The organism is Ramlibacter sp. PS3R-8 (assembly GCF_037572435.1).
In the GTDB taxonomy this organism is placed as follows: Bacteria; Pseudomonadota; Gammaproteobacteria; order Burkholderiales; family Burkholderiaceae_C; genus Ramlibacter.
This window is the reverse complement of sequence record NZ_JBBHGT010000002.1, coordinates 530,944-550,501: the sequence shown is the minus strand read 5'-3', so window position 1 is coordinate 550,501 and position 19,558 is coordinate 530,944. Positions and strand designations below refer to the sequence as shown.

The following is a 19,558-nucleotide window of genomic DNA, read 5'->3' as shown; positions in this document are numbered from 1 at the left end:
CTGCGCGGGCTCAGGGCGCGAGCCGCTCGCGCACCCATGCGCCGCCGGCCTGCCGGTAGCGCAGCCGGTCGTGCAACCGGCTCTTGCGGCCCTGCCAGAACTGCCATTGGTCGGGTACCAGCCGGTAACCGCCCCAGTGCGGCGGCCGCGGCGGCTGCAGCAGGAATTGCGCGCTGTACTTCGCCGCGTTCGTCACCAGCATGCCGCGGCCCGGAATCACCTGGCTTTGCGGGCTGGCCCAGGCGCCGATGCGCGAGTCCAGCGGGCGGCTGGCGTAGTACGTGTCGCTTTCCTGCGCGCTGACTTTCTCCACGCGGCCTTCGATGCGCACCACCCGCTCGAGCTCCACCCAGTGGAACTGCAGGGCGGCGTACGGGTTGCCCGCCAGTTCCTGGCCCTTGCGGCTTTCGTAGTTGGTGTACCAGCAGATGCCGCGCGCGTCGTAGCCCTTCACCAGCACGATGCGCGTGCTCGGGCGCAGGTCGCTGGCGACGGTGGCCAAGGTCATCGCGTTGGGCTCGGGGACCTGCCCGGCGATCGCCTCGGTGAGCCACTGGTCGAACTGCTGGAGCGGGTCGGCGTGCGATGCCTCCTCGCTCAGCTCGGCGCGCTCGTAACTCTTGCGCAGGTCGGCGATCTGCCCGGAGGTGCTGCTCATGCGCCGATTCTCGCACCGGGCGCGAGTGTGGCAATCTCCGCTGCATGCAGCCCCCCGTCGTCCTGGTCCTCGCCTCCGGCCGTGGCGAGCGTTTCGTCGGCTCGGGCGGCAGCGGCTCCAAGCTGCAGGCCCTGCTGGCGGGCCAGCCGGTGCTGGAGCACACGCTGGCGGCCGTGCGGGCGAGCGGCTTGCCCTTCCACGTGGAGGCGGCCGGCCATCCCGGCATGGGCGACTCCATCGCGGCGGGCGTGCGGGCGACCGCCGGCGCGAGTGGCTGGCTGGTGTTGCCGGGCGACTTGCCGCTGGTCGCGCCGGCGTCCTTGCTGGCGGTTGCCGAGGCGTTGAAGGGGGCGACGCTGGTCTTGCCGATGCATGCAGGCGTGCGCGGCCATCCGGTCGGCTTCTCGGCGGTCCATGGGCCGGCGCTGCAGGCGCTGCGCGGCCCCGAAGGCGCCGCGGCGATCGTGCGCTCGGCGAGTCCGTTGCGCCTGGACCTTGCCGATCCGGGCATCGTGATGGACATCGATACGGTGGAGGACCTGGCGCGGGCGGAGAGGGTGTTGGCGGGGCGCTGAGGACCGCCGAACACCCAACAACCGGACGCAGAAAGCGCAGAAGTTACGCAGAAGACGCAAAAGGGGCTCTGGGAAAATTTCAAGGAAGAATTCCGGAAGTCCTTCCGCGTCTTCTGCGCAACTTCTGCGTCTTCTGCGTCCGGCTGTCCGCTCCCGCTCCCTCACTCCGAAGAATGCCGCTGAATGAGGCGAAGCAGCTTCTCCAGGTTCCGATCGCGGATATCGTGCCGCCGCAACTCCTCCAGCGTCCGATGCGCATAGTCGAAGGTGGTGCCATAGATGCCCGTCGCCAGCGCGAAGATGGCGCGGTACTCCTCCTCGCTCAGTTCGCCCGTGTGGCTGGGGCTGCGGCGCGACAGGGTGAAGGCCAGCGCGCGCACGGGGCCTTCCGGGGTCTGGGCATGCAACCAGCGCGGGTCGTAGACCGCGGTGGACATTTCGCGCGTCCACAGCCGCGCCAGCGTGTCGGCGCCCTGTTCGCGGGGAATGCGGAACACCATGCCGCGGCAGCAACCGCCGGACAGCAGGCCGAAAACCAGCCCCGGGCGTTCGGGCGTGCCGCGGTTGATGCGGCTCCACATCTTCAGCGCCCGGTGCCAGCCATGCACCAGCGCCGGGCGCCGCTCCGCGTAGTCGAAATCCGGCCGCCAGATCAGCGAGCCGTAGCCGAAGACCCAGAGGTCTTCCTGCCCGCCCCATTCGGACAAGGCCCGCTCCAGCATCGGGACGGGATCGCGGTAGGGCTTCAGCACTTCGCTCACGCGGCAACTCTAGCGGAAGCCGGCGGGGTACGATGGCGAATCCCAGAGACGACATCGCCCATGAAACTGCATCCCGTGCTGGAAGCGGTGACCCAGCGCATCCGCGAGCGCAGCGCCCCCACCCGCTCCACCTATCTCACCCGCCTCGCGCAGGCCTCCAACCGCGACCGCGGCGCCGACCGCATGGGCTGCGCCAACGTCGCCCACGCCTTCGCCGGGGTGCCCGCCGACGACAGGTTCCGCGTGGTCGCCGAACGCGCGCCGAACATCGCGATCGTCAACTCCTACAACGACATGCTGTCCGCGCATGCGCCCTTCGCCACCTTCCCGGACATCATCAAGGACGAGGCGCGCAGGCATGGCGCCACCGCCCAGGTCGCGGCCGGCGTGCCGGCGATGTGCGACGGCGTGACGCAGGGCACGGCGGGCATGGAGCTCAGCCTGTTTTCCCGCGACACCATCGCCATGTCCACGGCCGTCGGCCTGACCCACGACGTGTTCGACGCCGCGCTGATGCTGGGCATCTGCGACAAGATCGTGCCCGGCCTGCTGATCGGCGCGCTGCATTTCGGCCACCTGCCCACCGTGTTCGTTCCCGGCGGCCCCATGCCCAGCGGCCTGTCGAACAACGACAAGGCCAAGGTGCGCGAGCTGGCGGCGCAAGGACTCGTCGGCCGCGCCGAATTGCTCGAGGCGGAGTCGAAGGCGTACCACACGCAAGGCACCTGCACCTTCTACGGCACGGCCAACAGCAACCAGATGCTGATGGAAGCGATGGGCCTGCACGTGCCCGGCAGCGCCTTCATCCAGCCGCAAAAGCAGTTGCGCGAAGAGCTCACCCGCGAAGCCGTGCGCACGGCGCTGGGCATCGTCAAGGGCCGGCGCTTCGCGCCGATCGGCCACGTGGTGGACGAGCGCTGCATCGTCAACGCGATGACGGCGCTGCTCGCCACCGGCGGCTCCACCAACCACCTGATCCACTGGGTGGCCGTGGCGCGCGCCGCCGGCATGGTCATCGACTGGGACGATTTCGATCGCTTGTCCGATGTGGTGCCCTTGCTGTCGCGCGTGTATCCGAACGGCAGCGCCGACGTCAATGCCTTCCAGGAGGCCGGCGGCCCCGGCTATGTCATCCGCGAACTGCTCGACGCGGGGCTGATGCACGAGGACGTGCTGACGGTGCGCGAGGGCGGGCTGCGCGAATACACGCGCGAGCCGCATGCGCAAGGCGAGCGGCTGGCCTGGCGGCCGATCGAAGCGTCGCGTGACGAAAGCGTGGTGCGGCCGGCGGCGCAACCCTTCAGCCCCACCGGCGGATTGAAGCTGCTCACCGGCAACCTCGGCCGCTGCGTCATCAAGGTGTCGGCGGTGCCCGAGGACCGCCACGTCATCGAGGCGCCGGCGCGCATCTTCGACAGCCAGGAGGCGCTGCAGGCGGCCTTCAAGGCCGGCGAGCTGGAGCGCGACGTGGTGTGTGTCGTGCGCTGGCAGGGCCCGCGCGCCAACGGCATGCCGGAGCTGCACAAGCTGACGCCGTCGCTGGCGGTGTTGCAGGGCAAGGGCTTCCGCGTGGCGCTGGTCACCGACGGCCGCATGAGCGGTGCGTCGGGCAAGGTGCCGGCCGCCATCCACGTGTCACCCGAAGCGGCCGCCGGCGGCCCGCTGGCGCGGCTGCGCGACGGCGACGTCGTGCGTCTCGACGGCGTGGCCGGGACGCTGAACGCGCTCGTCGATGCACAAGAGTGGAATGCGCGCACGCCCGCAACGATTTCGGATGCGCAACGCGACGCGAACGGCCTGGGCCTCGGCCGGGAACTGTTCGCCGGCATGCGGCGCAACGCACTCGCCGCCGAGGAGGGCGCTTGCACATGGCTTTGAACCCGTTACCCGACCGACCGACCGCGCTGCAGGTGATGCAGGACGCCGCGGTGATCCCGGTGATCGTGCTGCAGGAGACGGCGCATGCGGTGCCGCTGGCGCGAGCGCTGGTCGCCGGGGGCATCCGCATGCTGGAGATCACGCTGCGCACGCCGGCGGCGCTGGCGTGCATCGAGGCGATCGCGAGGGACGTGCCGGAGGCAGTCGTCGGTGCCGGCACCGTCCGCAGTGCCGCCGACGCGCAGGCCGCAGCGATGGCGGGCGCCCGTTTCGTCGTCAGCCCCGGTTACACCCACGCGGTGGGCAAGGCCTGCCATGACCTCGGGCTGGCACTGTTGCCGGGCGTGGCGACCGGCAGCGAGATCATGATGGCGCAGGAGGACGGCTACACCGCCTTGAAATTCTTCCCCGCCGTGCCGGCCGGCGGTGCGGCGATGCTGAAGGCCTGGCATGGCCCGTTCAACGACGTGAAGTTCTGTCCCACGGGGGGCATCACGGCGGCGAATGCGGCAGAGTTCCTGGCATTGCCGAACGTGGCGTGCGTGGGAGGCTCGTGGCTGACGCCGGCCGATGCGATGACGGCGGGCGACTGGAAGCGCATCACTCGGCTGGCGGCGGAAGCGGTGGCCCTGCCTCGCCACTGAAAAGACCAACAGCCGGACGCAGAAGGCGCAGAAGTTACGCAGAAGTTCGCAGAAAAAACCAAAAAAGGTTTTGGAATTCCTTTTGCGTCTTCTGCGCAACTTCTGCGCCTTCTGCGTCCGGCTGTCCGCTCCCGCTCCCGTATTCAGCGCTGGATCAGCTCGATCTTGTACCCATCCGGATCCGTGACAAACGCGATCACGGTATTGCCGCCCTTCACCGGGCCGGGTTCGCGGGTGATGTTGCCGCCGGCGGCGCGGATCTTGTCGCAGGAGGCGTAGACATCGGGCACGCCGATCGCGATGTGGCCGTAGGCGCTGCCCATCTCGTACTTGTCGACGCCGTGGTTGTACGTCAGCTCCAGCTCGGCATGCTCGGGATTCGTGCCGAAGCCGACGAAGGCCAGCGAATACTTCTGCTCCGGCCGCTCGGTGGTGCGCAGCAGGTTCATGCCGAGCACCTTGGTATAGAAGTCGACGGCGAGCTGCAGGTCGCCGACACGCAGCATGGTGTGAAGGATTCTCATGGCGGCATTATGGCGAGGCCGCGTCCGCTGGCGTCAGCCTGGGTACACGATCGATCTAAATACGGGAGCGGGAGCGGACAGCCGGACGCAGAAGGCGCAGAAGTTACGCAGAAGTTCGCAGAAAAAGGCCAAAAAAGGTTTTGGAATTCCTTTTGCGCCTTCTGCGTGACTTCTGCGCCTTCTGCGTCCGGTTGTTGGTCTTTCAGTGGCGAGGCAGGGCCCCCGCTTCCGCGGCCAACTGTCCATCGCCAGCTCTGCCATATAGGCGCTATCGTCGGATTTCGCCTACGGCACCGGACGCGCGTCTCGGCCATAGTTGCTCCTCCATGATCCGCAAGCTCTTCGCCGCTGCGGGGATGGCCGCGTTCTGGCTCATGCTGTCGGCGCCGGTGGCCGCCCAGCAACAACCCGCTTTCGACCTCGTCGTCCGCGCTCCCGACCCGCTCAAAGGGCTGCTCGAAGGCAACCTGGAACTGCGCCGCTACCGCGAGGTGAGCGACCTGGATGACGCCGAGATCGCGCGCCTGGTCGTGCTGGCCGAAAAGGATGCCCGCGAACTGCTCGCGACGCAAGGTTACTTCACGCCGGACGTGCGCATCGTCCGCGAAGCCGGGGCGCGCACCACGCTGGTCGTCAGCGTCGAGCCCGGTCCGCGCACCACCGTCAGCGAAGTGCAGGTCGAGTTCGAGGGGAACATCGCCACCAGCACGGAGCCCGAGGCCGCGGAGCAGCGCGAGCACATCCGCAACGGCTGGACGCTTCCCGCGGGACGTCCCTTCACCCAGACCGGCTGGGACCGCGCCAAGTCGGACGCCACCAAGCAGTTGCTGGCCCGCCGCTACCCGGCCGGCCGCATCAGCTACAGCCTCGCGGACATCGACGCCGCCACCAGCACCGCGCGGCTCGGGCTGCGGCTGGACTCCGGCGCCCTGTACCGCCTGGGGCCGCTGCGCGTGACCGGCATGGAGCGCTACGACCCCGTGCTCGTGCCACGGCTGGCGCGCCTGCCGACCGGCATGGTGTACGACCAGGAGAAGATCGTGCAGGCGCAGCTGCGCTTGTCGGGCAGCGGCTATTTCGACTCGGCGTTCATCTACGTCGATCCGGATTCCGATCCGGAACATGCCGACGTGCAGGTGACCGTGCGCGAGGCGCGGCTGCAGAAGGTGGTGCTGGGCCTGGGCTTCACCACCGACGGCGGGCCGCGCGCATCGGTGGAGCACATCCACAACCGGCTGCCCGGGATCGGCTGGCGCTCGGTCACCAAGCTGCAGGCCGAGAAGAAAAATCCGTTCGGGCAGATGGAATGGACCGCCATTCCCGACGAGGACGGCTGGCGCTGGTCGGTGCTGGGGCGCGTGGAGCGGCTGGACGACGACCGCATCGTCACGGACAGCCAGCGGCTGCGCGGCGGCCGCTTCCAGAACCTCGACCGGATCGACCGCAACGTCTACGTGCAGTACGAACGCGCCGAGGTGGAGAACCCGCGCGACGTGGTGCTCACGCCGCAGGAGACGGGGGCGGGGTCCGCCATCAGCGTGAACTACGTGTGGACGGGACGCTACTTCGACAACCTGCAGCTGCCCACCAGCGGCTACGGCGTGGGTTTCGAGCTGGGCGCGGGCGTCACGCTCGGCACCGCCAACGAGTTGTTCCAGCGCACCTTGCTGCGCGCGCTGGTGTACCGGCCGCTGGGCAGCGGCACCCTCAAGCTGCGCGCCGAGACGGGCGCCGTGTTCGCCAAGGCAGGCGCGCCGATCCCGGCCACCCAGCTGTTCCGCACCGGCGGCGACACCACGGTGCGCGGCTACAAGTTCCTGGACATCGGCGTGCCGCTCGGCGACGGCCTGGTGGGACCGGGTCGCTACCTCGCGGTCGGCAGCGTGGAGTGGCAAAAGCCGATCTTGCGGCGCGGCCAGCGCACGCAGTTCGACCATATCGTGTTCGTCGATTCGGGGGCGGTGGCCGACAAGGTCGGGGAGCTGCGTCCCAAGTTCGGCGTCGGCACTGGCGTGCGCTGGCGCAGCCCGCTGGGGGCGGTGGAGACGTCCCTCGCCTATGGCGTGCAGCCGCGCAAGTTCCGGCTGCATTTCACCGCCGGATTCGTGTTTTGAAGGTCTCGCCCGCACGCGCCGCCACGTGGGGTGCCCGCATCCTCGTCGGCTTTGTCTTGCTGGTCGCGCTGGCTGCGGCGGCGGTGTGGTGGTGGGCGGGCCGGGAAGGGTCGCTGGAATGGCTGCTGCGCCGCGTGGCCCGCGACCAGCCCTTGCAGACCGAAGGCGTGACGGGGTCGCTGCGCGGTGGCTGGCAGGTCCAGCGCATCGCATGGGAAAAGGACGGCTTGCGGCTGGAAGCCGAGGGCGTCCGCGTGGAGTGGCAGCCGCTCGCGCTGCTGAACCGCACGCTGCTGCTGGAACAGGTGCAGGCGGCGCGGGTGCGCGTGACCGATTCGCGGCCCGCGACGCAGGAGCCGTTGAAGCCGCCAGACACCCTGGCCTTGCCCGTCCGCGTCTTCATCGACGACTTGAGCGTGGAGCGCATCGAATACCGTGGCCGCACCGACGTCGATGCGTCCAGGCTGGCGGCGCAGTATGGCTTCGACGGCGCGCGGCATCGCGTGGCGCTGCACGCGTTGCAGTTCGCGGGCGGCGACTACCGCGGCGAGGCCACCCTGCTTGCGCTGCCTCCGCTGACGCTGGATGCGAAGGTGGCGGGCCGCTTCCAGGCGCCGGTGCCGGGCAGTGAAACGAAGGTGCCGCTCACTTTCCAGCTGCAGGCCAGCGGCCCGGCGAGTGCCATCAACGCCCGGGCGCAGCTGCAGGTCCAGGCGGCGCGGGCGGGCGCCAGCGGACTGCCGCAAGCCACGGCCACCGCGCGCATCACGCCGTTCGAGAAGATGCCCGTGCCGCAGGCCGCGGCGGATTTCCGCCGGCTCGACCTGGCGCTGTTCTGGCCGGCCGCGCCGCGCACCCAGCTGTCCGGCCGCGCGCAGGTCGCTCCGGCCGGCGCGCAGAGCTGGCGCCTCGAGGCCGACGTTGCCAATGCCGCCGCCGGCCCGTGGGATGCGCAGCGCCTGCCGATCACCGCCGCGCGGGGCGAGGGCGAATGGCGCGACGGCACCGCGCTCGTCAAGTCGCTGCAGGCACAGGTGGGAGGCGGAACGGTGGGTGGCAGCGGCCGCTGGGAGGGCACGGGCTGGCAGTTCGACGGCCGCATTGCGGGCGTGGATCCATCGCAGGTGCATCGCAGCCTGGCGCCGCTGCCACTGAGCGGCCCGGTGAAGCTGGCCGGCAAGGCGCGCCAGGTGGACTTCGATCTCGACTTGCAGGCAGGTGCGCCGCGCCGGTCCGCCAACCGCGACGCCGTGGCCTCCGCCGCCGGTGCGCTCGAACTGCGCGATGCGCTCGCGCGGGGCAGGTGGTCGGGCGACACGCTGTCGCTGGCGCAGTTGCGTGTGCGCACCAGCGACGCGGTGGCGGAAGGCCAGCTCGAGCTGCAGATTGCGCAGCGTTCCGGCAGCGGCAAGCTGCAGGTGCGCGCGCCGGGACTGAATGCGCAGGCGCAGGGCAGCATCTCAGCTGCCCGCGGGCAGGGCACGGCCGACGTGGCGGCGCCCGACCTGGCGCTGGCCCAGCGCTGGCTGGCGCGCTGGCCCGGCGTGGGGCCCGTGTTGAAAGACGCCATGTTGCGCGGTGAAGCGCAGGCGCAGCTCGCCTGGCAGGGCGGCTGGGAAGACCCCTCCGTGCAGGCGCGTGCGACGCTGCGCAACGTGGCGTGGCAGGCGCGCGCGCAAGCGCAGGACGCGGCCGCCTTGCCGTGGTCGGTGCGCGAAGCGCAGCTGCAGCTGCAGGGCCGCCTGCGCGATGCCGCCCTGGAGCTGCGCGGCCAGGCGGAGCGCGGCCAGCGCAAGCTCGATCTTTCGGTCGCGGGCCGGGCCGGCGGGACACTGTCCCCGTCGTCCTGGCGCGGGAGGGTGGCCGAACTGTCCGTGCAGATGCAGGATCCCTCCATCACGCCGGGGCCATGGCAGGTGCAGCTGCAGCGTCCCGTGGACTGGCGTTTCGCCGGCGGCAACTTCGAGCTCTCGGCCGGCGAGGCGGCCTTGCGCGCGCCCGCCATGCGCAGCGGAACGCCGGCCGCCACGGCCATGCTCTCGTGGACGCAGGTGCGGCGCGAGCGCGGCCGGATCACGACGACCGGAAAACTGGCGGGCTTGCCGCTGGCCTGGGTGGAACTGGTGGGCGGCCCCCAGCTGGGCGGCTCCGCGCTGTCGGGCGACATGGTGTTCGACGCGCAATGGGACGCGCAGCTGGGCGACACGCTGCGCGTCGACGCATCGCTCGCGCGCGTGCGCGGCGACGTCACCGTGCTGGCGGAAGGCATGGACGGCGCCGCCGCGCGCGTGACGGCCGGTGTCCGGGACGCGCGCCTCACGGTCAGCACCCAGGGCGAACAGGTGGTGTTGTCGCTGCTGTGGGACAGCGAGCGGGCCGGCCGGGCCGAAGGCCAGCTGCGCACCCGCCTCGTGCGAACCGCCGGCGGCGGCTGGGACTGGCCGGAGCAGGCGCCCCTGGCCGGCCGCGTGCGCGCGCAGTTGCCCCGCATCGGCGTCTGGTCGCTGCTGGCGCCGCCGGGGTGGCGCTTGCGCGGTTCGCTCGACGCGGACATCACCGTTGCAGGCACGCGCGTGCAACCTCACCTGTCCGGCCCGCTGAGCGCCGACGACCTGGCCTTGCGTTCCGTGGTGGACGGCATCGAGCTGCGTGGGGGCCGGCTGCGCGCGCAGCTTGCCGGCCAGAAGCTCGTGGTACAGGAGTTCCTGTTGCACGGCAGTGAGCAGGGCGGCGCCGGCGGCAGCGTGACCGCGACCGGAGAAGGCGCGTGGACGCCGCAGGGCCCCGTGTTCGAGGCCCAGGCGCAGTTTTCGCAGCTGCGGGCCAGCATCCGCAGCGACCGGCAGCTCACCGTCTCCGGCTCCGTGGCCGCCCGCGTGGGCCGCGGCGGGACCAGCGTGACGGGCGACCTGACCGTCGACCGGGCGCGCATCCAGGTGCCGGACGAATCGCCGCCGCGCCTGGGCGACGACGTGGTGGTGCGCAACGCGCCAGGTGTCGCGCCCACCGAAGCGGAGCGCAAGGCGCGCCCGGCCGAACCCGCCCGGGCGGGCAACACCGTCACGCTGCGGGTCGGCTTCGACCTCGGACCCGACTTCCGCGTCAGCGGCCGCGGCCTGGAGACGCGGCTGACCGGCAAGGTGCAGGTCCAGGGCGTGTCCGGTGGCGTGCCCCAGATGACCGGCCTGATCCAGACCGCCGGGGGGACCTTCGAGGCTTACGGCCAGAGGATGACCATCGAGCGCGGCGAATTGCGCTTCACCGGCGCGGCCGACAACCCGGCGCTCGACATCCTGGCCGTGCGCCCGAACATGACGCAGAAGGTCGGCGTGCTGGTGTCGGGCCGCGCGCAGTTCCCGCACATCGAGCTGTATTCGGATGCCGGGCTGTCGGACGCGGAAACGCTGTCGTACATCGTGCTGGGGCGGTCGTCCACCGGCGGTGGCGCCGAGACGGCGCTGCTGCAGCGCGCCGCTTCCGCCTTGCTGGCCGGCCGCTCCGGCACCGGCAAGGGCTTCATCGCCAAGCTCGGCATCGACGACCTCACCGTCGCCAGGGACAGCACCAGCGGAACGCTGGTGCGCCTGGGCAAGCGCTTCGGCGAAAACTTCTACGCCGCGTACGAACGCAGCCTGTCCGGCGCCATGGGCACGCTGTTCATCTTCTACGACGTGTCGCGGCGCGTCACCGTGCGGGCGGAGGCCGGCGATCGCACCGGCGTGGACCTGATCTTCACCTTCGCGTTCGACGGCCCGGGAGGCAAGCGCTAGCCGGGCCGGGCGCTCACTTCATCTCGAAGACGAGGCAGGTGGTGGTGGCGTGCGCGTACAGCGTGCCGTCCGGGCCGACCAGGCGCGCCTCCGCGGTGGCGAGCTGCCGCCCGCAATGCAGCACCTTGCCTTCGGCGCGCACGCGCTGCACCTTGGGCCCGATGGACTTGACCAGGTTGACCCCCAGTTCGGCGGTGGTGTAGCCGCGCCCGGGCGGCATCATCGTGTGGACGGAGCAGCCGAGGGCGGAGTCGAGCAGCGTGGCGTACCAGCCGCCATGCACCGAGCCCATCGGGTTCAGGTGGTTCGGCCCCGGCGTGCCCTGGAACACCGCGCGGCCCGCTTCCACCTCCATCAGCTGGAAGTCCAGCGTGCGCGCGATCGGCGGCCACGGCAGTTCGCCGCGCAGCATGGCCAGCATCACCTCCAGCCCGCTGCGGCCGGCCACCTGCTCCGGCTTCGCCACGCCGCAGCCGACCCCGGCCTCGATGCGTTGCGCCACTTCCCGCTCCTGCGCGAGCCACTGTTCCAGCCTGTCCCCCTGCGTCATCCCGGCCTCCACATAAAGGTTGCATCTGCAATCGTTGCAGCTACAATAATCGGCATGGACACCGCTGTCAAGCCGCAAGGCTGCACCAACCTCAAGCTGCGGCAGTTGATGCGGCGCGTGGCGCAGCTCTATGACGCGGAGGTCGGCAAGACCGGCTTGCGTGGCACCCAGTACTCATTGCTGTCGTACGCAGTGAAGCTCGGCCCCGTGCGCCCCGTCGACCTGGCGCGTGCGATGAAGGTGGATGCCTCCACGCTCACCCGCAACCTGCGCCCCCTGATCGCTGCCGGCCTGCTGGTGCAGGAAGCGGGCCCCGACGCCCGCAGCCGGCACGTGCGCGCCACGGACGCCGGCCGCGAGAAGCGTGTCGAGGCGCAGCGCCGCTGGCGGGTCGCCCAGGAAGCCTTGAACCAGCGCCTGGGCGTGCAGCGCGTCGTAGCGCTGCATGCACTGCTCGATGAATGCCAGCAGCTGCTGGCCGACCTGCCCGAAGGAGCGATCGATGAATGACACCACGAAGCGGCGCACCGCGCTGTGGCTGGTGCTGCTGGCCGCGGCGGGCACCTTCGCGCTGACGATGGGGGTGCGACAGAGCATGGGCCTGTTCCTGTCGCCGTTGAACACGTCCACCGGGCTCGGCGTCGCCAGCATCAGCCTGGCGTTCGCCTTCGGCCAGCTGTGGTGGGGGTTGACGCAGCCCTTCGCCGGCGCGATGGCCGACCGCGTCGGCGCCGGCCGGGTGCTGATCACCGGCGCCCTCCTGGTGGCGCTCGGAACCTTCATCACTCCCTTCATGACGACCACCTGGGGACTGGTGTTCGCCATCGGCGTGCTGGCCGCGGGTGGCGCCGGGATGGCGGGGCCGGCGGTCCTGATGTCGGCCACCATGCGGATGATCGATCCGGCGCGCCGCGGCCTGGCGACCGGCATCGTCAATGCCGGCGGCTCCTTCGGGCAGTTCGCGCTGGCGCCGGTGGCGGCCGCACTGATCCTGTCGACGGGCTGGGCCTCGGCGATGCAGGTGATGGCGGTGCTGGTCCTGCTGTGCCTGCCGGCGGCCTGGGTGTTGCGCGGCAACTCGATGCAGTCGGCGCCGGCCGGCGAGAAGCCCGTGGGAACGCGCGAGGCCGTGCGCGCCGCGCTGCACCACAAAGGCTTCCTGCTGCTCGCGGCCGGCTTCTTCGTCTGCGGCTTTCACGTCGCCTTCCTGGCCACGCACCTGCCCGGCGTGGTCGCGGCGTGCGGGTTGTCGGCGCAATGGGGCGGCTGGGCGCTGGCGATGCTGGGGCTGTTCAACATCGTCGGCAGCATCGGCATCGGCTGGGCCGTCGGCCGCTGGCGCATGAAGTCGCTGCTGTCGCTGATCTACGCCGCGCGCGGCATCGGCGTGCTGCTGTTCCTGCTGGCGCCGAAGACAGGGCCCGTGGTGCTGGTGTTCGCCGCGTTCATGGGGCTGACCTTCCTGTCCACCGTGCCGCCGACGGCGGGCCTGGTGGCCAAGTTCTTCGGCACCGCGAACATGGCCACGCTGTTCGGCATGGTGATGCTCACCCACCAGGTGGGTGGATTCCTCGGCGCGTGGCTGGGCGGTACGGTTTTCGAGCGCACGGGCACGTACGACTGGGTCTGGTACATCGACATCGTGCTGGCCGCCGGGGCGGCGCTGCTGCACCTGCCGATCCGGGAAGAGCGGCCGCGCCGCTCGGCGCTGGCCGCAGCGTCGTGACGCTGTCGTCGACCGCAAGCTCAGCGACGGAGCCCTCCTACAAACAGCAGAGCACAAACCCGCTGCTGCCTGTGCCATTCTCCCAGGTCAGCATCGGGCGGCGTACTACCGGTTAGCCGCTCGCGGGGTCGCACAGTAGGGGCTCAAGATAGCCGAAGCCCCAAGCATGGAAGACAAGCCCGCTCGCCTCACCGTCCTCATGGACGCTGAAAAGAAGAAAGCATTCGAAGCGCTCTGCGCCTCCCAGGACATCACCGCCTCCCAGGTGGTGCGCCAGCTGATCCGCGAATACCTCGCCCGCCACGGCATCGACCGGTTCGCGAAGGAGCGTCGCCGCGCCAACGGCAGCTAGCCCTGCCGGCTCAGGCCGGCACGGTGTAGTTCAGCGTCATCCGGCCGCCGTCCACCACCACGATCTCTCCGGTCACGTAACTGGCCGCGTCGCTGGCCAGCCACGCCACGACGTCCGCCACTTCCGATGGCTCGCCCAGCCGCTTCATCGGGGTGCGGCTCATGATCCGCGCCTTGGCTTCCTCGCTGGTGAGCACCGCCCTGGCGGCCAGCTCGGTCGCGATCGTGCCCGGCGCGACCGCGTTGACGCGAACCCCCTTGTCGGCGAGCGACAGCGCCATGACGCGGGTCAGCTGGTTGATGCCGCCCTTGCTGACGTTGTAGCTGGCGATGTTGGGAATGGCCAGCACCGCGTTGACCGAGCTCATGTTGACGATGCTGCCGCGGCCAGCCTTGGCCATCGCCCGCGCGACGGCCTGGCCGGCCAGGAACGAGCCCTTCAGGTTGACGCGCAGCACCGCGTCGAAGTCGGCCTCGGAGATGTCGAGGAAATCGCAGGCCTTGAAGATGCCCGCGTTGTTGACCAGCACGTCGATGCGGCCATGGGTGAGCAGCACCTTCGCCACCAGCGTGTCGACCTGGGCCTTGTCGCCCACGTCGCAGTGCACGAACAGCCCGCCGATCTCCTGCGCGAGCGCCTGGCCCCTCCCATCCTCGATGTCGGCCAGCACGACCTTCGCGCCCTCGCGCGCGAAGCGTCGGGCACAGGCTTCTCCGATGCCCTGCGACGCGCCGGTGACGATGCAGACACGGCCGCCGAGGCCGAAGGAAACGGTCGAGGAAGGGGGCGCGCTGGTCATGCGCGCATGGTACCCGCCCATGCGTCGGCGAACGCCCGTGCCGACGCGGCCACGGCTGCCGCATCCATGCCCGGCTTGTACAGCGCCGAGCCGATGCCGAAGCCGTCGGCCCCGGCAGCGCGATAGCGCGCCATGCTGTCGGGGCCGATGCCGCCGACGGGCAGCAGTTGCACAGCCGCCGGCAGCACGGCACGCATCGCCTTCACGGCGGCAGGCGGGATCGCCTCCGCGGGAAAGAGCTTCAGCGCCGTCGCGCCGGCGTCCAGCGCGCCGAAGGCTTCGGTCGGCGTCATCACGCCCGGGAGGCTGAGCATGCCGAGGGCGACGGTGGCGCGCACCACGCGCGCATCGAAGTGCGGGGACACGATGATGCGGCCGCCGTGGTCGCGCACCTGGCGCACTTCCGCCTCGGTGCGCACCGTGCCGGCGCCGACCAGGGCCTGCGGGAAGCGGCGCGCGAGCCGTTCGATGCTCTGGAGCGGTTCGGGCGAATTCAACGGCACTTCCAGCAGCCGCCAGCCGGCGTCCCACAGGGCCTGTCCGACCGCTTCGACTTCGGCCGGGGTGATGCCACGCAGGATGGCCACCAGCGGCAGTTGCCGCGTCGCCTGCTGCCAGGCCGCGAAGATGGGGTCGTTGCTCATGAGCGCTCCAGTGTGCGGGCGAGTGCGTGCAGGCCGCGCCACGTCGCCTCGGCTCCGAGACAGCGCGTCTGGCACCCGGCCGCGCCCAAGGCCAGCGCATAGCGCCTGGTCAGTGCGGGGCTGCCAACCAGGATGGCGCGTTGCCTTGCCACGGCGGCAGCGCGCAGTTCTTCCCCGATCACCATGCCCGAGAGATAGCTGGGCTGCACGGCCGCCGGCAAACGCTCGAACAGGGCCAGCGTACGCGCGCTGAAGGCGGCGTGCAACAGGCTGCCTGCGCCGCGCGCATGCCGCACCCCGCGCAGGAAGGCGTCTTCGTCGAGCGGGCCGTCGTCCGCCGGCAGGGTTCGCGACAGGATCGAGTGCTGGCGCAACAAGGCGTAGAACTCACCGGACATGTAGGTGGCGAAGGACTGGACGCGGCCGTCCCGCACTTCGACCCACTTGCTGTGCGTGCCGGGCAGCACGAAGAGGCCGTCGCGTTCGCCCAGCAAATCCATCGCGCCGAAGACCTGCACCTCCTCGCCGCGCATCACGTCGGGCACGCCCTCGTGCTCGCAGGACAGGCCGGGCACCAGGGCGATGCGGCCGGGCTCGATCCACGTGAGGCTGCGGGCGACCTCTTCGAAGCCGGCCGGGCAGGCGCAGTAAGGCGCCTCGCGCCAGCCCTGCTTGCTGCCGGCCATGCCGCTGACGAGGCACAGCGCCTCTGGTTGCGCGAGCCAGTCACCGCAGGTTTCCTGCAGCACGCCAGGGAAGCCGCCGGCGGGCACCGAGAGAATGCCGCGCTGCGACGCGCGCTCCTCGAGCACGGTGCCGTCGGCAGCGATGCGCGCGGCGCGCAGCGAGGAGGTGCCCCAGTCGATGGCGATGAGGGAGTGCATGCGTTGAATACCGAAGACAAGGACGCAGAAGGCGCAGAAGTTACGCAGAAGACGCAGAAGGACTTCCGGAATTCCTTTTGATCCTGGATCTTGCCTCTGGCTTCTTTTGCGGCTTCTGCGTAACTTTCGCGACTTCCGCGTCCGGCTGTCCGCTCCCGAATTTCAGTGATTGTCGCGAGGCACGAACGAGCCGCGCTTGCCCACCAGGAAATCGAGGTCGACGCCTTCGTCGGCCTGCAGCACGTGGTCGACGTACAGCTTCCAGTAGCCGGAATCCATCGGCGGCTTCGGCGCTTTCCAGGCGGCCAGGCGGCGCGCCATTTCCTCGTCGCTGATCGCCAGATGCAGGCGCCGCTTGGGCACGTCCAGCTCGATCATGTCGCCGTTCTGCACGATCGCCAGCGGGCCGCCGGCCGCCGCCTCCGGCGCGGTGTGCAGCACCACCGTGCCGTAAGCCGTGCCGCTCATGCGCGCGTCGCTGATGCGCACCATGTCGGTGATGCCCTTGCGCAGCACCTTCGGCGGCAGCGGCATGTTGCCGACTTCCGCCATGCCGGGGTAGCCCTTCGGGCCGCAGTTCTTCAACACCAGCACGCAGGTTTCGTCGACATCCAGGTTCTCGTCGTCGATGCGCTTGTGGAAGTCCTCGATGTTCTCGAACACCACGGCGCGGCCCCGGTGGACCATCAGCGCGGGCGTCGCGGCGCTGGGCTTGATCACGGCGCCGCGCGGTGACAGGTTGCCGCGCAGGACGGCGATGCCGGCCTTGTCCTTGAAAGGAGTCTCCAGCGGCTGGATCACTTCCTTGTTGTAGTTCTGGGCGTCGGCGATGTTGTCGCGCACGGTCTGGCCGCTCGCGGTCACTGCGTCGAGGTGCAGGTGGGCGGAGATCTCCTTCATCACCACCGGCAGGCCGCCGGCGTAGCAGAAGTCCTCCATGAGGTGCTGGCCCGAGGGCTGCAGGTTCAAGAGGCAGGGCATGTCGCTGCCCAGCTTGTCGAAGTCCTCGATCGACAACTCCACGCCGATGCGGCGGGCGATGGCGATCAGGTGGATCACCGCGTTGGTGGACCCGCCGATCGCGGCCAGCGTCTTGATCGCATTCTCGAAGGCCTGGCGCGTGAGGATGCTGGAGAGCTTCTGGTCGGTATGCACCATCTCCACGATGCGCCGGCCGGCCATGCGTGCCAGCACGTTGCGGCGGCCGTCGACGGCGGGATAGGCCGCATTGCCCGGCAGGCCGACGCCGAGCGCCTCCACCATGCTGGCCATCGTGGACGCCGTGCCCATCGTCATGCAGTGGCCGTGGCTGCGGTGCATGCAGCTCTCGGCCTCGAAGAAGTCCTGCAGCTTCAGGGTGCCGGCGCGCACCTGCTCGCTCATGCTCCACACGCCGGTGCCCGAGCCGAGTTCCTGGCCGCGCCACTTGCCGGACAACATGGGCCCGCCGGAGACGCCGATGGTGGGCAGGTCCACGCTGGACGCGCCCATCATCAGCGACGGCGTGGTCTTGTCGCAGCCCATGAGCAGCACGACGCCGTCGATCGGGTTGCCGCGGATCGATTCCTCCACGTCCATGCTCGCGAGGTTGCGGTACAGCATGGCGGTGGGGCGCAGCAGCGTTTCGCCGAGCGACATGACCGGGAACTCCAGCGGGAAGCCGCCGGCCTCGTACACGCCGATCTTCACCTGCTCGGCGAGGGTGCGGAAGTGCGAGTTGCAGGGCGTGAGTTCGCTGAAGGTGTTGCAGATGCCGATGACCGGGCGGCCGTCGAACTGGTCGTGCGGCACGCCCTTGCCCTTGACCCAGCTGCGATACGCGAATCCGTCGCGATCCTGGCGGCCGAACCACTGCTGGGAGCGGAGCTCCTCGGGCTTTTTCCTTTTCATGGGATTGCTATTCCTTGACCGCGCCGGTGAGCCCCGACACGTAATACTCGACGAAGAACGAATAGATGATGGCCACCGGCAGCGAGCCGAGCAGCGCGCCCGCCATGAGCGCACCCCAATGATAAACGTCGCCTTCCACCAGTTCGGTGATCACCCCGACAGGAACCGTCTTGACCTCGGACGAGGAAACGAAGGTGAGCGCGTAGATGAACTCGTTCCAGGACAGCGTGAAGGCGAAGATGCCCGCGGAAATCAGGCCCGGCACCGACAGCGGCAGCACGATCTTCCACAGGATCTGCAGCCGGCTGGCGCCGTCGATCAACGCGCACTCTTCCAGCTCGTAGGGGATGGAGCGGAAGTACCCCATCAGCAGCCAGGTGGAGAACGGGATCAGGAACGTCGGGTAGGTCAGGATCAGCGCCCAGCGCGTGTCGAACAGGCCGAGCTGGAAGACGATGGCGGCCAGCGGGATGAACAGGATGGACGGCGGGACCAGGTAGGCCAGGAAGATGGACAGGCCCACTTGCCGCGAGCCGTGGAAGCGCAGCCGCTCGATCGCGTAGGCGGCCATCACCGAAGCCACCAGTGAAACGAAGGTGGCGACCACCGAGACGATCACGGTGTTCCACAGCCACTCGGGATACGCGGTCTGGAAGACCAGCTTGTTGAAGTGCGCCAGCGTCGGGTTGATCACCCAGAACGGGTTGCCGGAGCGCGAGAGCAGCTCGTTGTCCGGCTTGAACGACGTGATCGCCATCCAGTAGAACGGGAACAGCAGCACGAACACGAAGATCGCCAGCGGCAGGTACACGAACACCACCTGCCGCGGCAGGGAGCTCAGGTAGTCCATGCCCTGGGTGCCGTCGTCGGTGTCCTTCTTCATGCGTCGCTCCCGCCTTGTTGCCAGGCCCGACGCTGCAAGCCGAAATAACTGAACAGGATCGCCGCCAGCAGGAAGGGCACCATCGCTATCGCGATGGCCGCGCCTTCACCCAGTGCGCCGCCGGGGATGGCGCGCTGGAACGACAGCGTGGCCATCAGGTGCGTGGCGTTCAGCGGTCCGCCGCGCGTGAGCACGTAGATCAACTGGAAGTCGGTGAACGTGAACAGCACCGAAAAGGTCATGACCACCGCGATGATGGGCGTCAGCAGCGGCAGCGTGATGTAGCGAAAGCGCTGCCAGCCCGAGGTGCCGTCGATGGCGCCGGCTTCGTACAGCGAGGGCGAGATCGTCTGCAGGCCGGCTAGCAGCGTGATGGCCACGAAGGGGACGCCGCGCCAGATGTTGGCGGCGATGGTGGACAGCCGCGCGTTCCACGGGTCGCCGAGGAAGTCGATGTAGTGGTCCAGCCAGCCCATCTTCATCAACGTCCAGCTGATGATGGAGAACTGCGAGTCGTAGATCCACCAGAAGGCGATGGCCGACAGCGCGGTCGGCACGATGTACGGCAGCAGGATGACGGTGCGGAAGAAGGTCTTGAACGGGATGCGTTCGTTCAGCAGGATGGCCAGCCACAGGCCCAGCACGAACTTGATGACGCTGGCCACGAAGGTATAGAAGAGGGTGTTGAACAGCGCCAGCCGCGTGACGCTGTCCCCCCACAGGTACACATAGTTTTCCAGGCCGATCCAGCTGCCGCCCCGCCCGATCTTGGTGTCGGTGAACCCGAGCCAGACACCCAGGCCGAGCGGATAAGTGAGGAACAGCAGCAGCAACACCGCTGCGGGCAGCATGAATGCCAGCCCGAGGATGTTGCGGCTGTTCTGGATCTTCCTGGACAGCATGGCT

18 protein-coding genes are annotated in these 19,558 nt (G+C 69.6%); 8 read left to right on the top strand and 10 right to left on the bottom strand.

The genetic code is table 11. The features are described from left to right. Nucleotides 1-10: 10 nt before the first annotated feature. Nucleotides 11-658, bottom strand: coding sequence for a pyridoxamine 5'-phosphate oxidase (gene pdxH / locus WG902_RS10490; protein ID WP_340059996.1), 648 nt, complete (start codon nt 656-658; stop codon nt 11-13). Between the two features lie 44 nt (nt 659-702). Between pdxH and WG902_RS10485 the strand changes: the two genes are divergently transcribed. Beyond that, entirely contained in the window at nt 703-1,233 is a 531-nt protein-coding gene (locus WG902_RS10485) for a nucleotidyltransferase family protein (RefSeq protein ID WP_340059994.1), read from the top strand. A gap of 161 nt (nt 1,234-1,394) precedes the next feature. Here the strand turns inward: WG902_RS10485 and WG902_RS10480 are convergent, their stop codons facing one another. After that, entirely contained in the window at nt 1,395-1,994 is a 600-nt protein-coding gene (locus tag WG902_RS10480) for a gamma-glutamylcyclotransferase (protein ID WP_340059993.1), read from the bottom strand. Nucleotides 1,995-2,054: 60 nt separating this feature from the next. Here WG902_RS10480 and edd point away from each other — a divergent pair, with 60 nt between their 5' ends. Both edd and eda read left to right on the top strand, forming a co-directional pair. Beyond that, nucleotides 2,055-3,872: a phosphogluconate dehydratase gene (gene edd / locus WG902_RS10475; protein WP_340059992.1), complete on the top strand. Its 1,818-nt coding sequence runs from the start codon at nt 2,055-2,057 to the stop codon at nt 3,870-3,872. Continuing rightward, the gene (gene eda, locus WG902_RS10470; RefSeq protein WP_340059991.1) at nt 3,863-4,516 is read left to right on the top strand and encodes a bifunctional 4-hydroxy-2-oxoglutarate aldolase/2-dehydro-3-deoxy-phosphogluconate aldolase; all 654 of its coding nucleotides are present in this window, start codon (nt 3,863-3,865) and stop codon (nt 4,514-4,516) included. Before edd ends, eda begins: the two co-directional genes overlap by 10 nt. Before the next feature lie 143 nt (nt 4,517-4,659). Here the strand turns inward: eda and gloA are convergent, their stop codons facing one another. Then, complete coding sequence (gene gloA / locus WG902_RS10465) at nt 4,660-5,040, bottom strand: lactoylglutathione lyase (protein ID WP_340059990.1); 381 nt, start codon at nt 5,038-5,040, stop codon at nt 4,660-4,662. A gap of 326 nt (nt 5,041-5,366) precedes the next feature. Here gloA and WG902_RS10460 point away from each other — a divergent pair, with 326 nt between their 5' ends. Together WG902_RS10460 and WG902_RS10455 are read left to right on the top strand one after the other, a co-directional pair. Further along, nucleotides 5,367-7,154: an autotransporter assembly complex protein TamA gene (locus WG902_RS10460; RefSeq protein WP_340059989.1), complete on the top strand. Its 1,788-nt coding sequence runs from the start codon at nt 5,367-5,369 to the stop codon at nt 7,152-7,154. Beyond that, nucleotides 7,151-10,924, top strand: a complete 3,774-nt coding sequence (locus tag WG902_RS10455) for a translocation/assembly module TamB domain-containing protein (RefSeq protein ID WP_340059987.1) — start codon at nt 7,151-7,153, stop codon at nt 10,922-10,924. Before WG902_RS10460 ends, WG902_RS10455 begins: the two co-directional genes overlap by 4 nt. A gap of 13 nt (nt 10,925-10,937) precedes the next feature. On the opposite strand, the gene WG902_RS10450 is transcribed toward WG902_RS10455, so the two are convergent. Beyond that, on the bottom strand, nt 10,938-11,474 hold the full coding sequence (locus WG902_RS10450) for a PaaI family thioesterase (protein WP_340059986.1): 537 nt from the start codon (nt 11,472-11,474) through the stop codon (nt 10,938-10,940). Nucleotides 11,475-11,528: 54 nt separating this feature from the next. On the opposite strand from WG902_RS10450, the gene WG902_RS10445 reads away from it, so the two are divergent. The 3 genes from WG902_RS10445 (at nt 11,529) to WG902_RS10435 (ending at nt 13,552) form a co-directional block, all read left to right on the top strand. After that, entirely contained in the window at nt 11,529-11,984 is a 456-nt protein-coding gene (locus tag WG902_RS10445) for a MarR family winged helix-turn-helix transcriptional regulator (RefSeq protein ID WP_340059985.1), read from the top strand. Continuing rightward, entirely contained in the window at nt 11,977-13,200 is a 1,224-nt protein-coding gene (locus WG902_RS10440; RefSeq protein ID WP_340059983.1) for an MFS transporter, read from the top strand. The genes WG902_RS10445 and WG902_RS10440 overlap by 8 nt, the downstream gene beginning before the upstream one ends. A gap of 166 nt (nt 13,201-13,366) precedes the next feature. Further along, nucleotides 13,367-13,552, top strand: coding sequence for a ribbon-helix-helix protein, CopG family (locus WG902_RS10435; RefSeq protein WP_445263676.1), 186 nt, complete (start codon nt 13,367-13,369; stop codon nt 13,550-13,552). Between the two features lie 10 nt (nt 13,553-13,562). Here WG902_RS10435 and WG902_RS10430 read toward each other — a convergent pair whose 3' ends face one another. The 6 genes from WG902_RS10430 to WG902_RS10405 all read right to left on the bottom strand — a co-directional run bounded on the left by WG902_RS10430 (nt 13,563) and on the right by WG902_RS10405 (nt 19,554). After that, a complete protein-coding gene (locus WG902_RS10430; protein WP_340059982.1) occupies nt 13,563-14,351 on the bottom strand; it encodes an SDR family NAD(P)-dependent oxidoreductase in 789 nt (262 codons plus the stop codon). Then, nucleotides 14,348-14,995 (bottom strand): 2-dehydro-3-deoxy-6-phosphogalactonate aldolase, encoded by a 648-nt coding sequence (locus tag WG902_RS10425; RefSeq protein WP_340059981.1) that lies wholly within the window; start codon nt 14,993-14,995, stop codon nt 14,348-14,350. The genes WG902_RS10430 and WG902_RS10425 overlap by 4 nt, the downstream gene beginning before the upstream one ends. Continuing rightward, nucleotides 14,992-15,879: a 2-dehydro-3-deoxygalactonokinase gene (locus WG902_RS10420; RefSeq protein ID WP_340059979.1), complete on the bottom strand. Its 888-nt coding sequence runs from the start codon at nt 15,877-15,879 to the stop codon at nt 14,992-14,994. The genes WG902_RS10425 and WG902_RS10420 overlap by 4 nt, the downstream gene beginning before the upstream one ends. Nucleotides 15,880-16,041: 162 nt before the next feature. Next, complete coding sequence (locus tag WG902_RS10415) at nt 16,042-17,769, bottom strand: IlvD/Edd family dehydratase (RefSeq protein WP_340059978.1); 1,728 nt, start codon at nt 17,767-17,769, stop codon at nt 16,042-16,044. A gap of 7 nt (nt 17,770-17,776) precedes the next feature. After that, a complete protein-coding gene (locus tag WG902_RS10410) occupies nt 17,777-18,652 on the bottom strand; it encodes a carbohydrate ABC transporter permease (RefSeq protein WP_340059977.1) in 876 nt (291 codons plus the stop codon). Continuing rightward, a complete protein-coding gene (locus tag WG902_RS10405; RefSeq protein WP_340059976.1) occupies nt 18,649-19,554 on the bottom strand; it encodes a carbohydrate ABC transporter permease in 906 nt (301 codons plus the stop codon). Before WG902_RS10405 ends, WG902_RS10410 begins: the two co-directional genes overlap by 4 nt. Nucleotides 19,555-19,558: the final 4 nt, after the last annotated feature.

Bases quoted from the DNA above. Each gene is read 5' to 3' on its own strand.
- pdxH (WP_340059996.1), bottom strand. From the start codon at position 658: ATGAGCAGCACCTCCGGGCAGATCGCCGACCTGCGCAAGAGTTACGAG.
- WG902_RS10485 (WP_340059994.1), top strand. From the start codon at position 703: ATGCAGCCCCCCGTCGTCCTGGTCCTCGCCTCCGGCCGTGGCGAGCGT.
- edd (WP_340059992.1), top strand. From the start codon at position 2,055: ATGAAACTGCATCCCGTGCTGGAAGCGGTGACCCAGCGCATCCGCGAG.
- eda (WP_340059991.1), top strand. From the start codon at position 3,863: ATGGCTTTGAACCCGTTACCCGACCGACCGACCGCGCTGCAGGTGATG.
- gloA (WP_340059990.1), bottom strand. From the start codon at position 5,040: ATGAGAATCCTTCACACCATGCTGCGTGTCGGCGACCTGCAGCTCGCC.
- WG902_RS10460 (WP_340059989.1), top strand. From the start codon at position 5,367: ATGATCCGCAAGCTCTTCGCCGCTGCGGGGATGGCCGCGTTCTGGCTC.
- WG902_RS10450 (WP_340059986.1), bottom strand. From the start codon at position 11,474: ATGACGCAGGGGGACAGGCTGGAACAGTGGCTCGCGCAGGAGCGGGAA.
- WG902_RS10445 (WP_340059985.1), top strand. From the start codon at position 11,529: ATGGACACCGCTGTCAAGCCGCAAGGCTGCACCAACCTCAAGCTGCGG.
- WG902_RS10440 (WP_340059983.1), top strand. From the start codon at position 11,977: ATGAATGACACCACGAAGCGGCGCACCGCGCTGTGGCTGGTGCTGCTG.
- WG902_RS10435 (WP_445263676.1), top strand. From the start codon at position 13,367: ATGGAAGACAAGCCCGCTCGCCTCACCGTCCTCATGGACGCTGAAAAG.
- WG902_RS10430 (WP_340059982.1), bottom strand. From the start codon at position 14,351: ATGACCAGCGCGCCCCCTTCCTCGACCGTTTCCTTCGGCCTCGGCGGC.
- WG902_RS10425 (WP_340059981.1), bottom strand. From the start codon at position 14,995: ATGAGCAACGACCCCATCTTCGCGGCCTGGCAGCAGGCGACGCGGCAA.
- WG902_RS10420 (WP_340059979.1), bottom strand. From the start codon at position 15,879: ATGCACTCCCTCATCGCCATCGACTGGGGCACCTCCTCGCTGCGCGCC.
- WG902_RS10415 (WP_340059978.1), bottom strand. From the start codon at position 17,769: ATGAAAAGGAAAAAGCCCGAGGAGCTCCGCTCCCAGCAGTGGTTCGGC.
- WG902_RS10410 (WP_340059977.1), bottom strand. From the start codon at position 18,652: ATGAAGAAGGACACCGACGACGGCACCCAGGGCATGGACTACCTGAGC.
- WG902_RS10405 (WP_340059976.1), bottom strand. From the start codon at position 19,554: ATGCTGTCCAGGAAGATCCAGAACAGCCGCAACATCCTCGGGCTGGCA.